The 13620-nt window shown below is 62.2% G+C and carries 15 protein-coding genes and 1 pseudogene; 5 read left to right on the top strand and 11 right to left on the bottom strand.

Annotation, left to right across the window (positions count from 1 at the left end; translation table 11 throughout):
• On the top strand, positions 1-321 hold a 321-nt coding region (locus tag C934_RS32405), incomplete at its 5' end, for a group II intron maturase-specific domain-containing protein (RefSeq protein ID WP_018858963.1).
• Between the two features lie 97 nt (positions 322-418).
• Here the strand turns inward: C934_RS32405 and C934_RS0123120 are convergent.
• The 6 genes from C934_RS0123120 to C934_RS0123150 all read right to left on the bottom strand — a co-directional run bounded on the left by C934_RS0123120 (position 419) and on the right by C934_RS0123150 (position 6843).
• The gene (locus tag C934_RS0123120) at positions 419-1669 is read right to left on the bottom strand and encodes a class I SAM-dependent RNA methyltransferase (RefSeq protein WP_018858964.1); all 1251 of its coding nucleotides are present in this window, start codon (positions 1667-1669) and stop codon (positions 419-421) included.
• Positions 1666-2412 carry a TlyA family RNA methyltransferase gene (locus C934_RS0123125; RefSeq protein WP_018858965.1) on the bottom strand — a complete coding sequence of 249 codons (747 nt, stop codon included), beginning with the start codon at positions 2410-2412 and terminating at the stop codon, positions 1666-1668. Before C934_RS0123125 ends, C934_RS0123120 begins: the two co-directional genes overlap by 4 nt.
• 165 nt (positions 2413-2577) lie before the next feature.
• The gene (gene dxs / locus C934_RS0123135) at positions 2578-4500 is read right to left on the bottom strand and encodes a 1-deoxy-D-xylulose-5-phosphate synthase (protein WP_018858967.1); all 1923 of its coding nucleotides are present in this window, start codon (positions 4498-4500) and stop codon (positions 2578-2580) included.
• A gap of 106 nt (positions 4501-4606) precedes the next feature.
• Positions 4607-5530, bottom strand: a complete 924-nt coding sequence (locus C934_RS0123140; protein WP_018858968.1) for a pirin family protein — start codon at positions 5528-5530, stop codon at positions 4607-4609.
• Positions 5531-5653: 123 nt separating this feature from the next.
• Positions 5654-5905 carry an exodeoxyribonuclease VII small subunit gene (locus C934_RS0123145; RefSeq protein ID WP_018858969.1) on the bottom strand — a complete coding sequence of 84 codons (252 nt, stop codon included), beginning with the start codon at positions 5903-5905 and terminating at the stop codon, positions 5654-5656.
• A 2-nt stretch (positions 5906-5907) separates the two neighbouring features.
• On the bottom strand, positions 5908-6843 hold the full coding sequence (locus C934_RS0123150) for a histone deacetylase family protein (protein WP_018858970.1): 936 nt from the start codon (positions 6841-6843) through the stop codon (positions 5908-5910).
• A gap of 160 nt (positions 6844-7003) precedes the next feature.
• Here C934_RS0123150 and C934_RS0123155 point away from each other — a divergent pair, with 160 nt between their 5' ends.
• Positions 7004-7399: an acyl-CoA thioesterase gene (locus tag C934_RS0123155; protein ID WP_018858971.1), complete on the top strand. Its 396-nt coding sequence runs from the start codon at positions 7004-7006 to the stop codon at positions 7397-7399.
• On the opposite strand, the gene C934_RS0123160 is transcribed toward C934_RS0123155, so the two are convergent.
• The 3 genes from C934_RS0123160 to C934_RS0123170 are packed head-to-tail and all read right to left on the bottom strand — an operon-like array spanning position 7396 to position 9265.
• Positions 7396-7959, bottom strand: a complete 564-nt coding sequence (locus tag C934_RS0123160; protein WP_018858972.1) for a biotin transporter BioY — start codon at positions 7957-7959, stop codon at positions 7396-7398. The two genes, C934_RS0123155 and C934_RS0123160, sit on opposite strands and share 4 nt — an antisense overlap.
• A gap of 23 nt (positions 7960-7982) precedes the next feature.
• On the bottom strand, positions 7983-8591 hold the full coding sequence (locus C934_RS0123165; RefSeq protein WP_018858973.1) for an energy-coupling factor transporter transmembrane component T family protein: 609 nt from the start codon (positions 8589-8591) through the stop codon (positions 7983-7985).
• Positions 8588-9265: an energy-coupling factor ABC transporter ATP-binding protein gene (locus tag C934_RS0123170; RefSeq protein ID WP_018858974.1), complete on the bottom strand. Its 678-nt coding sequence runs from the start codon at positions 9263-9265 to the stop codon at positions 8588-8590. Before C934_RS0123170 ends, C934_RS0123165 begins: the two co-directional genes overlap by 4 nt.
• Before the next feature lie 148 nt (positions 9266-9413).
• Here C934_RS0123170 and C934_RS0123175 point away from each other — a divergent pair, with 148 nt between their 5' ends.
• The 3 genes and pseudogenes from C934_RS0123175 to C934_RS33985 form a co-directional block, all read left to right on the top strand.
• Positions 9414-10604 carry a winged helix-turn-helix domain-containing protein gene (locus tag C934_RS0123175; RefSeq protein WP_018858975.1) on the top strand — a complete coding sequence of 397 codons (1191 nt, stop codon included), beginning with the start codon at positions 9414-9416 and terminating at the stop codon, positions 10602-10604.
• A gap of 123 nt (positions 10605-10727) precedes the next feature.
• Positions 10728-11072 carry a KTSC domain-containing protein gene (locus C934_RS36490; protein WP_018858976.1) on the top strand — a complete coding sequence of 115 codons (345 nt, stop codon included), beginning with the start codon at positions 10728-10730 and terminating at the stop codon, positions 11070-11072.
• A gap of 13 nt (positions 11073-11085) precedes the next feature.
• Positions 11086-11357: pseudogene (locus C934_RS33985) on the top strand (DNA glycosylase AlkZ-like family protein); the annotation flags it as partial.
• On the opposite strand, the gene ribB reads toward C934_RS33985, so the two are convergent.
• Together ribB and aroC are read right to left on the bottom strand one after the other, a co-directional pair.
• The gene (gene ribB, locus C934_RS0123190; protein ID WP_018858978.1) at positions 11354-12457 is read right to left on the bottom strand and encodes a 3,4-dihydroxy-2-butanone-4-phosphate synthase; all 1104 of its coding nucleotides are present in this window, start codon (positions 12455-12457) and stop codon (positions 11354-11356) included. The pseudogene C934_RS33985 and the gene ribB sit on opposite strands and share 4 nt — an antisense overlap.
• Positions 12458-12468: 11 nt before the next feature.
• The gene (gene aroC / locus C934_RS0123195; protein WP_018858979.1) at positions 12469-13566 is read right to left on the bottom strand and encodes a chorismate synthase; all 1098 of its coding nucleotides are present in this window, start codon (positions 13564-13566) and stop codon (positions 12469-12471) included.
• Between the last annotated feature and the right edge of the window lie 54 nt (positions 13567-13620).

The raw sequence follows: 13620 nt of genomic DNA on the forward strand, positions 1-13620 counted from the left end.
GGTCGATCCCTGAAAGCGGTGGCAGAACGGCTGCGTATCTTCGTGTGCGGATGGAAAGCCTACTTCCGGCTGGCGCAAACATCTCGGGTCTGGCAAAGGCTGGACGAATGGATGCGTCACCGTTTGAGGGCTATCCAGCTCAAGCAATGGAAGCACAGCAGGACTATCTTCCGGGAACTGACGGTTCGGGGGGCAAAACCCGATGTGGCCCTACAGGTGGCGGCAAACGCCCGCCGCTGGTGGCGCAACAGCGGCAAGCTCATCAACGCCGTTCTCACCATCAGATGGGCCGACCAACTCGGAATGCCCAGACTCGCATAACCTCAATCCCTCGAACCGCCCGGTGCGGACCCGCATGCCGGGTGGTGTGGCAGGGGAGCGATCAAATATGATCGCCCCCTATGCCGATTTCGCGCCGCTACTTCTCCAGCGTCGCCACGACCTCGACGTGCGATGTCCACAGGAACTGGTCGATCGGGGTCACACCGGTGATGCGATAGCCACCCTCGACGAGCAGGGCGAGATCCCGGGCGAGCGTCACCGGATTGCAGCTGACGGCGGCGATTTTCTTGACCGTCGAGCGCGCGAGTTCCTTGCACTGAAACTCGGCGCCGGCGCGCGGCGGATCGAAGACCACGGCGTCGTAGACCTTCAGCTCGGATGTCATCAGCGGCCGGCGGAAGAGGTCTCGCCTTTCGACGCTGACCGGCTTCAGACCCTGCGTGTTGCGAGCAGCGTGATCGAGCGCCGCCAGCGGCTTGTCCTCGCTCTCGACCGCATGAACCCGGCCGACGCGGGCAAGGCGAAGCGAGAAGGTGCCGGCGCCTGCGAAAAGATCGGCGATGCGTTTCGCCTTGCCGACATGCGCCAGAACCAATTCCGCCATTGCGTCTTCCGCCTGCTTGGTCGCCTGCGTGAAGCTGCCGGGCGGCGGAACGACATTGACGCCGCCGAAATCGACGATCGGCTTCGATGGTTCGACGAGGATTTCGTCGTTGAGCGAGACGCGGGCGATGCCGCGAAGGGAAAGCACCGTCTCGATCGCCTTGCGGCGCTGCTGATCCGAGAGTTTCTTGATGCCGTCGACCGCGAGATCAAGACCCGACAGGGTCTCCAACACGGTGATGCGGAACGCTTCGGCGCTATTGGCAAGTGCTGCACCAATCGCCTTGATCGCCGGCAGCCTGGCCATGATGCCCGCCGACGAGATGGGACATTCCTCGATGGCGACGATGTGGTGGCTTTCGGCCTGATTGAAGCCGATAAGCATGTCCTTCTCGGTCCGCCGTGCGGCGAAGACGACACGCCGCCGTTCGCCGGGATGAGCGACGACGAGGTCGGCAACGTCAGCCGTCAGTCCCTTCGATTTCAGCGCGTCGACGACAAGCTGACGCTTGAAGCTGCGATAGGCAGGATCGTTCATGTGCTGGAGGCTGCAGCCGCCGCAGGTGCCGTTCACTCCGTCCGGTCCGAAATGCCGGCAAGGAGGAGCCTGGCGATCGGCCGATGGATCGGAGATCGACATCACCGTGCCGTGGTTCTTGACGCGCGCGATGGCGACGGTTTCGCCGGGCAGGGTGAAGGGCACATAGACCGGCCCGCCATCCGCGTGCACGATGCCATCGCCCTGGGCGCCCAGCTTTTCGATCGTAACAGTTTGCGTGCTCACGGCTTTGTCCCTGCGAGTAGAAATTCCTGATTACCGTCGCCGCCGGCAATGGGTGAGGGGATGAGGCCAAGGCTCTTCCAGCCCATATCCTCGACGAACCAGCGCTCGAGTTCGGCCGCGACATCGGGCGCCGATGACGGGTCCTTGAGAAGCCCCCCCTTGCCGATCGCCTCGCGCCCGGCCTCGAACTGCGGCTTGACGAGGAGAGCCGCGCAAGCCCCAGCTTCCGCGATCTCAAGAGCAGGGGCAAGCGCCAGCTTCAGCGAGATGAAGGAGACGTCCGACACGATAAAGGTGAGCGGATGGCCGATATTCTCCGCCGTCAGGTTGCGGGCGTTGAGGCCTTCGATGTTCGTCACGCGGGGATCACTCGAGATGCGCGGATGCATCTGGCCATGGCCGACGTCGATCGCGGTGACATGGGTTGCCCCTTGGGCCAGCAGCACTTCGGTGAAGCCACCGGTTGATGCGCCGACATCGAGACAGTGATGTCCTGACGGGTCGAGCTTGAAGTGATCGAGCGCTGCGGCGAGCTTCAGCGCCGCACGGGACACATAGTCCTGCGCCGGATCGTCGATTTCGATTGGGGCATCCTCGCCAAACAGCGCACCTGCTTTCGTCACGATCTTGCCTCCGACCTTCACGGTGCCGCGTTGCACCGCATCCCGCGCTCGGGAACGGCTGGCGAAAAGACCAAGGCTGACGAGCAACTGGTCGAGGCGTTGTGTGTTTTGATCGGACATCGGCTGTCCATGACCGGCAAAGCCGTTAGTTGCAAGCCTTTTGTTGGAGAGGCGTCGCTGGCAGCCGGATGGCAGCGGTTCATCGACACTTCCGTCGGCCTTTCGCCAAACAAAAAAGACGGCCCCGTCTCCAGGGCCGTCTCCATCTAACGCGATGAGATTGAACTATCCGGCAGCGCCGACGCCAAATGCGGCGGGCCGGCCAAGCGCCTTGAACACGGTCGAAACGATGCCCGCGCGATCGAGGCCGGCATGGGCGTTCATCACTTCCGGCTTTGCCTGTTCCACCCAGATATCGGGCATGACAAGCGAGCGGATCTTCAGGCCATTGTCGAGCAGGCCGTCCATGGCCAGGAACTGCATGACTTGGCTGCCGAAGCCGCCGACCGCTCCCTCTTCGACGGTGATCAGGATTTCGTGGTGGCGTGCCAACTGGCGGATCAGATCATGATCCAGCGGCTTGGCGAATCGCGCATCGGCAACCGTCGTCGAAAGCCCGGCTGCGTCAAGGTCCTCGGCAGCAAGCAGACAGTCAGCGAGGCGGGTGCCGAACGAGAGCAGCGCCACTTTCGCGCCTTCCTTGACGACGCGGCCCTTGCCGATCTGCAGGATTTCACCACGGACGGGCATTTCTATGCCGACGCCTTCGCCGCGCGGATATCGGAAGGAGATCGGACCGGCATCATAGGCTGCCGCCGTTCGCACCATATGCTTCAGCTCAGCCTCATCGGCGGCCGCCATCACCACGAAGCCGGGGAGGGTGGCGAGGAACGTCGTATCGAACGAGCCTGCATGCGTCGGGCCGTCGGCGCCGACGAAACCGGCGCGATCGATCGGGAAGCGAACCGGAAGGCCCTGGATCGCGACGTCGTGCACCACCTGGTCATAGGCGCGCTGCAGGAACGTCGAGTAAAGCGCGGCAAACGGCTTGAAGCCCTCGGCGGCTAGACCGGCGGCAAATGTCACCGCATGCTGCTCGGCAATCCCGACATCGAAACATCGCGACGGGAAGACGCTTGCGAGCTTGTCAAGGCCAGTCCCGTTCGGCATGGCGGCGGTAATGCCGACGATCTTGTCGTCGTGCTCCGCTTCCTGCACCAGCGCTTCGGCGAATACGCTCGTGTAGCTCGGCGCATTCGGCTTCACCTTCGCCTGCGCGCCGGTGATGACGTCGAACTTGTTGACGCCGTGATACTTGTCGGCTGCCGCCTCGGCGGGCGCGTAGCCCTTGCCCTTCTGCGTCACCACATGGATCAGCACGGGGCCGTTGGCATTGTCGCGCACATTGCGCAACACCGGCAGCAGGTGCTCGAACGAGTGACCGTCGATCGGCCCGATATGATAGAAACCCATCTCCTCGAACATTGTCCCCCCGGTCACATAGCCCCGGGCATGCTCCACGGCGCGAGTGATGGCGCGGTCGACATTCTTGCCGAGATAGGCCGTCAGCTTCTTGCCGAAATCGCGGAAGCCCATGTAGGTGCGGCCGGAAGCAAGGCGCGCGAGATAGGCGCTCATCGCGCCGGTCGGCGGCGCAATCGACATGTCGTTGTCGTTGAGGATGACGATCAGGCGGGCGTCGAGCGCGCCAGCATTGTTCAATGCTTCGTAGGCCATGCCGGCCGACAACGCGCCGTCGCCGATCACGGCAATCACCCGGCGGTCGGTCTTGTCGAGGTCGGAGGCAACCGCCATGCCGAGGCCGGCGGAGATGGACGTGGAGGAGTGAGCAGCACCGAAGGGATCGTATTCGCTTTCCGCGCGGCGCGTGAAACCGGAGAGGCCGCCTTCTTGGCGCAACGTCCGGATACGGTCACGGCGACCGGTGAGGATCTTGTGCGGATAGCACTGGTGCCCGACGTCGAAGATCAGCCGATCTTCAGGCGTGTTGAAGACGCTGTGGATCGCAATCGTCAGTTCCACCACGCCGAGTCCTGCACCGAGATGACCGCCGGTGCGCGACACCGCATCGATCATTTCATCGCGAACCTCGCGCGCAAGCTGCGGCAGGTCGCGATCGTCAAGCTTTCGGAGGTCGGCCGGATAGGGAACCTTATCCAGCAGCGGCGTCTTCGGCGATTGTGTCACGGGCGGGCGCTCTTTCTTGTCTTTCTTGGGCAGGATGCCTTTAAGCCATAAATTGCGGTGAAAAAAGTCGATTTCAAGAATGGCCGAAACTCCTTTCTAAAGGAGATCAGCCTTCCGGCAAAGGTATGAATTCTTCTTCGTCCCCCGGTACGATGTCGAACTTGCCGGTCCGCCACTCTTCCTTGGCCTTTTCGATGCGCTCTTTCGACGAGGAAACGAAGTTCCACCAGATATACCGCTTCGAGTTCAGCGCCGCTCCGCCGAACAGCATCAGGTGACAGCCCTCTCTGCCAGCTTCGAGAGTGATCGCATCGCCGGGGCGGAAGACGAGCAGCTGATCGGCTGCAAACCTATCGCCCGATATCACGACTTCGCCTGACAGTACGTATGCCGCCCGCTCCTCGTGTCCCGCCGCGAAGGGAAACTTCACACCCGGTTCAAGGCTGATATCGGCATAGAGCGTGTCGGAAAACACCTTCACCGGTGAAGACATCCCCTCGAACGATCCGATGACGACACGCCCGCGCACGCCGCGTTCGTCGATCACAGGCATGTCGCTCTTTTCGGTATGCGCAAAGGAGGGATCGATCTCCTCCCTGTCATCCGGCAGTGCGAGCCAGGTCTGCAGGCCCGACATCAGCAGCGGATGGCCGCGCAAATTATCGGGCGTGCGCTCCGAATGGACGATGCCGCGCCCTGCCGTCATCAGGTTGATGTCCCCGGGGCGAATGACCTTCTCGGTGCCGAGGCTGTCCCGATGCCGGATCTCGCCGTCGAAGAGATAGGTCACCGTCGAAAGCCCGATATGCGGATGCGGCCGCACATCCAGCGCCTCGTTCGGCTTCAGGATCGCCGGCCCCATGCGGTCGAAGAAGATGAACGGCCCTACCAGCCGCCGCTGCCGCGTCGGCAGCGCTCGCCGCACCTCGAAGCCGCCAATATCGCTGGTGCGGGGGATTATGAGGTTCTCGATCGCATCGCAGGCGAAAGCATCGCCGGGCAGGGGATCTTTACCGGGGAAAAAGGACATCAAAGCGTCTCCGATGAGCGTTGTGCCTAGGCTAGACCGATTACCGATGGCGGACTAGGAAAACTTGATCGCCAGGAGGCGACGCTCTGTTCATCACGACGACGATTTCGGCAAAACTCTTGCTTATGCCCCGTCCAGCGGCTCGACGCCCTGCGGCCTGCCAGATCGGTCAAGGCGGATCTTTTCGATGCGGTTTTCGGCGGCCGAAAGCAGCGTTTCGCAGTGCTTCTTCAGCGCTTCGCCGCGCTCGTAGATCTCGATGGATTCGTCCAGCGCCACGTCGCCGCGTTCGAGCCGGGCCACGATGCTTTCGAGCTCGGCAACCGCCTTCTCGAAGGAAAGACCGGAAACGTCCGGCTTGGCGCTGTCAGTCATACTCAACCCTTCATCATTCTAAGAATATGCAGGCCAGCCGACTCGGCGAGGCCTTCGAGATCATAGCCGCCTTCCAGCAGGCTGACGACCCGGTTTGCGGCACTTTTGTCGGCGACCTCGAGCAACCGCCCGGTTGCCCAGTCGAAATCCTCGCCGACGAGATTGATCTGCGCCAAGGGATCGCGGTGATGCGCATCGAAGCCGGCGGAGATGATGATCAGGTCTGGGCGAAAATCAACGAGCGCAGGCAACACCCGTGATTTGAACGCTTCGCGGAAGTGATCGCTGCCGACATTCGGAGACAGCGGCGCGTTGACGATGGTACCGTGCTTGCCGCTTTCCTCCTTCGCGCCGGTGCCGGGGTAAAGCGGCATCTGGTGCGTCGAGCAGAAGAGCACGGAGGGATCGTCCCAGAAGATGTCCTGCGTGCCGTTGCCGTGATGCACGTCCCAGTCGACGATCGCCACACGCTCCGCACCGTGCGCTTTCTGGGCATGGCGGGCGGCGATCGCGGCATTGTTGAAGAAGCAGAAGCCCATTGCCGTTGATTTTTCGGCATGATGGCCCGGCGGGCGGGCCGCAACGAAGACGTTATCGGCCTTGCCGGTAAACACATCATCGACCGCGGCCATCGCGCCGCCGATCCCCGTCAGTGCCGCTTCGAAGCTCTTTCGGCTGGCGTAAGTATCGGCCTCGAGCTGATTGATCTCGCCATCCTCTTCGGGCACCTGGCGCAGCACTGACAGCAGGTGCTCTTCGGGATGGGCGAGCAGAACGGCTTCTTCGGCGGCCTGCGGTGCGCGCTTGCGGTCAAGACCTGCGAAGTTCGGATGTTCCAGCGCCACGTTGATCGCCCGCAGACGGTCGGACCGTTCGGGATGGCCGGCGGGCGTGACGTGTTCCAGGAAGATCGGGTGCTCGTAAAGGCGGGTGCTCATGGTGTCACTCTATCTTTCCGTCCCGTCATGATCCACAGCAGATGGGGCTCGGCGCGGCAATTTCAACAACCGCGCGCCTTGGTCATGGGGCCAGTCCTGCGTTTACTTCGTCCGGCCCCGCGGCTAGTCTTTAGGGAGGGGAGAATTGGCAGAAAGATCAATGAACGAGGTCACGCGTACCGTTGAGATGAATGTGCCGTTCCGCGACGTCGACATGAACGGCCAGGTTTTCTTGGGCTCCTACATTTCCTATGCCGAGTCGGTGCTGGCGACCTTCTGGTCGTCGAGGCCGCAACTGGCGAATGAGCCGCTTTATATCGCCAGCAAGGTGACCTGTATCCTCCATCGGCCGCTGCATTACGATGAGCGGGTCGTGTTCACGGCGTCGGTCGACAAGATCGGCATGCGTTCGGTCGGCTTCATCATTTCGGCCGATATCGGCGACGAGCGCTCCGCCGAGGTCGAAATTATCTGGCAGGCGCGCTCGCGCGACGATCGTTCGCCAGTCCCGCTTCCCGAAGACACGCGTGACTGGCTTTATGGTTTCGTCGATTAGCTGCGCACCGGCAGGAGGGGATAGCCGACCATGACCGCGCGGCCGACAAGTGCCGCAACGAAGGCCTTGACGACGTCGCCGGGGATAAATGCCATTGAGCCGAGGAACGCCTTGGAGAGGCCAAGCTGGGCGGCGAACGCCAGATAGACGATGCCGCAGGCGTAGAGAACCACGATGCCGCCGATCATCGCGGCGAAGAAGAAGCCGACCGTCTGCACCAACGCAGACTGTTCGGATTTGACCAGCCGTTCGCTGAGATAACCGGTGACGAAGGCTGCCAGCACCCAGCCGATGAGAAAGCCGGTGGTCGGTGCGGCAAAGGCAGCAAGTCCGCCACGACCGCCGGAAAGCACAGGAAGGCCGATCGCGACAAGCACGAGAACGATCAGGACCGCGATCGTGCCGCGGCGCGCGCCGAGCACGACACCCGCCATCATGACGCCGAGCGACTGCGCCGTAATCGGCACCGGTATGAAGCCGAGCGTGATCGGCGGCAGAATGCCGAGCGCGACGATGATGGCCGCAAAGAGGGCGGAGAGAACGAGGTCGCGAGTGCTCATGCAGGGCTCCTGTTAGCGAGTTCTCAATTGACATGCCGCCGAACGCCGCGCGCGTCAATTGCCGCAGCAATGTTATCCGCATCCCTCAGCGTCAGAATGATCAATGGCACGAGCACGGTTGTCGGCCGCACCTTGATACCGCGCGCCGCGTGCGCCTCGCGGATGGCACGATAACGATCGAGAATCTCGGGAACAAAGCGGACGACGAGCCCGACAGCCAGCCCGACATCGTCGGCCCGAAGAAGTCCGAGCCGCTCCAGTGGCCTGGACAGCAGGGTAATTTCGTCGATGAATTGCGCAATAGCAGTTGTTGCAGTCACGGCAGCGGCAAACAGCATCAATGCCGTGAGACGGAGCAGGGCGACGACGGCGATATGCCAGGGATTGAAGGCCAGGCTGAACAACGCCACGATGAGGATCGTCAGGAAGACCGGCTTCAGTCGCGCAAGCGCGGATCGCGCCGGAAGGCCGATGCTGAAGTAGATCCCGGCCGTCGCGAGCACTCCAAGGGCAAGCAACAGGAAGTTCGCCGTAAGGAAGAGCATGACGCCGAGGGCCGCAAGAACAAGCAGCTTGGCACGGGCCGAAACCCGATGCATGGCGCTGTTGCCTTCGACGAAAAGCGACTTCATCGGCTTGCGATCTCCCTGTAGCGGCGGATCGCCTCTCCGGCCGGCGCGTCGGCGACGAGAATGCCCTCATGGAAAACCAGTACGCGCTCGTAATCCGCGACCAATTCCAGATCGTGGCTGATGACGATCGCGCTCTCCGGAAGGCTTTCCACCAGCCTTTGCACGAGGCTGCGGTTTTTGAGGTCCAGCTGATTGGTCGGCTCGTCCAGGATGAGAATATCGGGCCCGGTTGCGAGCACGGAGCAAAGGGCGGCAAGTTGCAGCTCTCCGCCCGAGAGCTCGTGCGCTCGGCGGTCGGCAAGACGGGCCGCGCTGAAACGCTGCAGGACCGCCTCCACCTTCGCCGTAATTTCCGCCGGCTTGTAGCCGCGGCACTTCAGACCGAAGGCGATGTCGTCGCGCACGACCGGCAGGATGATCTGGTTTTGCGGCGACTGGAAGATGAAACCGACATCGGTGAGAACGGCCTTGGCGTCGGCCGTGTCGCGACCGTTGACGATCACCCGCCCGATGCTCGGCTTGGTCAGGCCGTTGATGAGGCGCGCAAAGGTCGTCTTGCCCGAGCCGTTGAGGCCGATGATGCCGATGCGCTTTTCTGTGAGCTGCAGCGTCACGGGCGCCAGCGCTACGCGCGCACCATAGCTGACCCCTGCGCCTTCGAAACGGATATCCACCTGGTCCCTCGTGAATTGAGAGGCCGTTCTATAACGAATTTCGCGCTTTGAAAGCTCAAAATCTCGCAATGAATGCCGGCCGCTCCTACCTGATGATCGTCCTAACTTAACGGGTGGCTAGGAACATTTTCCGTTCTATGATGTGCACATGACGAATCTCATTTCGAATTCCGATGCCCGCCGCATATTCCTCGCCAAGCAAGGCCTGAGCGCGCCGCCGAACAAGGCGCTGACGAAGGCCGGCCTGCTGGAGCTCATCCACGAACTCGGCTTCGTGCAGGTGGACAGCATCCAGACGGTGGAGCGAGCCCATCACCAGATCCTGTTTTCCCGCAACCAGACTTACAAACGCGAGCATCTGACGGCGCTACTGGAGAAGGACGGCTCGCTCTTCGAGCACTGGACGCACGACGCCTCGATCCTGCCGAGCGCCTTCTTCCGATACTGGAAACACAAGTTCCGCCACGAGGAAGAGGTAATCGGCGAGCGCTGGCGAAAATGGCAGGGGGAGGGGTTCGAACACGCCTTCGACGAGACATTTGAGCGCGTCACTCGTGACGGCGCCATCATGGCGCGCGAGATCAAGGCGGACGGGCATGTTTCCGGCGGCTGGTGGAATTGGCATCCCAACAAGACGGCGCTGGAATATTTCTGGCGCACCGGCAAGTTCGCCATCGCCGGACGCTCGAACTTCCAGAAAATCTATGATCTCGTCGAACGCGTCATTCCGCCTGAGTTTCACGAGCCGGAAGTCACCTACGAGGAGTTTGTCGACTGGGCCTGCCGCAGCGCGCTGACCCGACTGGGCTTTGCCACGCATGGCGAAATCGCCGCCTTCTGGGATCTGTTGTCGCCCGATGAAGCGAAAGCCTGGGTCAACGCGCATCGCGACGAGTTGATCGAAGTCCTGATCGAGCCGGCGCTTGGCGGAAAGCCGCGCCCCTCCTGGGCCGTCCCCGACCTGCTTACGAGCATGCAGGACTATCCCGGCGCACCGCCGCGCGTGCGCGTGCTCAGCCCCTTCGATCCGATGATCCGCGACCGCAATCGCACCGAACGGCTCTTCGGTTTCTTCTATCGCATCGAGGTTTTCGTGCCCGAGCCGAAGCGGGAATACGGATACTATGTCTTCCCGCTGCTTGAAGGCGACAAGCTGATCGGCCGCATCGACATGAAGGCCGATCGCAAAGGCGGAAGCCTCGACGTCAAGCGTCTGTGGCTGGAACCGGGCGTACGCCCGTCGGCCGGGCGGATCGAAAAGCTTCTCGCCGAACTTGACCGACTGGCCAAATTCACTGGCGTTGAACAGGTCGTCCTAATGGATGGTTGGCAAGGCTGAGCGGCGCTCATCGATAGTCTATATTTTAGGAAATTGCGTCGTAATGACAAAGAATTAATGTTGATGCGCGCTTTACCATGCTTGTCTTGAACTCTTTAAGAGCCGCCTGCGTAGGATGGCTGCATGAAAACACGAGCCATCAAATTCGCCGCATTGGCGGCACTGAACAGCCTTCGCCGTGAAGTGAGGGCCTTACTGCGCAAGCGGCGCGATGCGCGCGCCGCCACGATCGTCACACGGGCCGGACGGCAGGCGAAGATGGAGCCGTTGGCAGTGAAGTCAACGCTGATCGATGCGGTCTATTTCAGCCAGGAGGATGGCCGGCTTCGCGTCTGTCTGAGCAACGGCGAAGAGCGGCAGTTCGAGGGCGTGGCGGAAGCCGAGGTCATCGCGATGGTCACCGCCCAATCGCCGGGAAAGTACTATATCGAGAACGTCAGCGGTCGCTTCAAGCGCATCGCCGCCTGAGCGTGAAGCAGGCGGCCGCCTCTATCGCATCGAGGTTTTCGTGCCGAGCCGAAGCGGGCATGCGGCTACTATGTCTTCCCGCTGCTTGAAGGCGACAAGCTGATCGGCCGCATCGACATGAAAGCAGATGGCAGAGGCGGGAGCCTCGACGTCAAGCGCCTATGGCTGGAGCCGGGCGTGCGCCCCTCGACCGGTCGCCTGGACCGGCTCGACGCCGAGTTGCAACGCATCGCGCGGTTCTCCGGCGTCGAGAAGGTCGCCTATCTCGACGGATGGCGGGCTTAGTAGATCTCTGTCTTCGAAATCTTGATGCCGAAGCCTTCGAGACCGACATAGTGCCGCTCGCGGCTCGTCAGGAGCCGGATCGACGATACGCCGAGGTCCTTGAGGATCTGTGCGCCGAGACCGATTTCCAGCCACTCGCTGTCGCGCACCTGTGCCTCGACGTGTGCCTCGCGTCCCTGGCTGCGTGCCTTGCGACCACTGTCCGAATGACCGACGCCGACGGAGCCTTCCCGCAGGTAGACGATGATCCCGCGACCTTCCTCGGCAATCTTCTTCATGTAGTGGTCGACGGGACGGCGCTTGCCGAAAAGGTCCTCGGCGACATTCTCAGGGTGCAGGCGCACCGGAATGTCGATGCCGTCGCGGATGTCGCCGAAAACGACGGCGAGGTGCTGCATCGTATCCCAAGGCAGCGAATAGGTATGCGCCTTGGCCTTGCCGAAGGGTGTTTCGATGTCGAAGCTCTGGCCGAGTTCGATCAGCGTTTCCTTGCGCTGGCGGTAAGCGATCAGGTCGGCAACGGACACCAGCTTCAGGCTATGCGTTTCAGCGAATTCGACGACCTGCTGCCCGCGCGTGACGGTCCCGTCATCGTTAACGAGTTCGCAGATCACGCCGATCGGCGGAAGGCCGGCGAGCTTGCAGAGATCGACAGCAGCTTCCGTGTGGCCCGAGCGCATAAGCACTCCGCCTTCCCGCGCAACGAGCGGGAAGATGTGACCCGGGCGCACGAAGTCGGCGGCGCCGACATTGGGATTGGCGAGGTTGCGAACGGTCAGCGTCCGGTCGTCGGCGGAAATGCCGGTCGTCGTGCCGTGCTTGAAATCGACAGAAACGGTGAACGCCGTCGTGTGCGCCGAGTCGTTTTCGGCAACCATCGCATTCAGGTTGAGCCGGCGGGCCTCCTCCTTCGGCATCGGTGTGCAGACGATGCCGGAGGTGTGACGGACGATGAACGCCATCTTCTCCGCGGTACAGTGAACGGCCGCGACGATCAGGTCGCCTTCGTTCTCGCGGTCGTTGTCATCCATCACCACGACGATTTCGCCGGCCTCGAAGGCCCGGATCGCATCGACGACGCGCTTCTGATCGTAAGGCATGTCTGTATTTCCTATTTCAGTCGGCCGGTCTGGCCGCGGTCACGGAGGTAATGGTCGGCGATGGCGCAGGCGACCATCGCCTCGCCGATCGGCACGGCGCGGATGCCGACGCACGGATCATGCCGTCCCTTGGTGCGGATATTAACATTGTTGCCGTCGGCATCGATCGACTGGCGCTCGGTCAGGATCGACGAGGTTGGCTTGATGGCGAAGCGCGCGATAACCGGCTGGCCAGTCGAAATGCCGCCGAGGATGCCGCCCGCCTTGTTCGACAGGAACAAGGGCTTGCCGTCATTGCCCATGCGCATCTCGTCGGCGTTTTCCTCGCCGGTAATCTCGGCGGCTTCGAAGCCGTTGCCAATCTCGACACCCTTGACGGCATTGATCGACATCAGCAGCGAGGCGATGTCCTGGTCAAGCTTGCCATAGATGGGGGCGCCGAGGCCCGCCGGCACGCCTTCGGCCACGACTTCGACGACGGCGCCGATCGAGGAGCCGTTCTTGCGGATACCGTCGAGATATTCTTCCCAGACGGGAACGATCGCGGCATCAGGTGCAAAGAACGGATTCTGGTCGACCTGGTCCCAATCCCAGTTCTGGCGGTTGATCTTGTGCTTGCCGATCTGCACCAAGGCGCCGCGCACCTTGACCTCAGGCACAACAAGACGGGCAATGCCGCCAGCCGCCACGCGCGCCGCCGTTTCGCGGGCCGAGGAACGGCCGCCGCCGCGATAGTCGCGGATGCCGTATTTCACATCGTAGGTGTAGTCGGCATGGCCGGGCCGATATTGCCGTGAGATCTCACCGTAATCCTTGGAACGCTGGTCGGTGTTCTCGATCATCATCGAGATCGGCGTACCGGTCGAAATCATCGTCTCGCCGTCGGCGTCCAGCATGACCCCGGACAGAATCTTGACCAGATCGGCCTCGCGACGCTGCGTTACAAAGCGCGACTGGCCGGGCTTTCGCTTGTCGAGCCAGACCTGAATATCCTCGAGCTTGAAGCGCAGACCGGGGGGGCAGCCGTCAACGACGCAGCCGAGCGCCGGGCCGTGGCTTTCGCCCCAGGTGGTTACGCGGAAGAGATGACCGAATGTATTGTGCGACATGTGTCCCGACCGGATCACGCCAACCGATCGTCACCGGCGGCGTCCTTCATCTGA

The sequence above is a fragment of the Rhizobium sp. 42MFCr.1 genome (genome assembly GCF_000377185.1).
Taxonomy (GTDB): domain Bacteria; phylum Pseudomonadota; class Alphaproteobacteria; order Rhizobiales; family Rhizobiaceae; genus Rhizobium; species Rhizobium altiplani.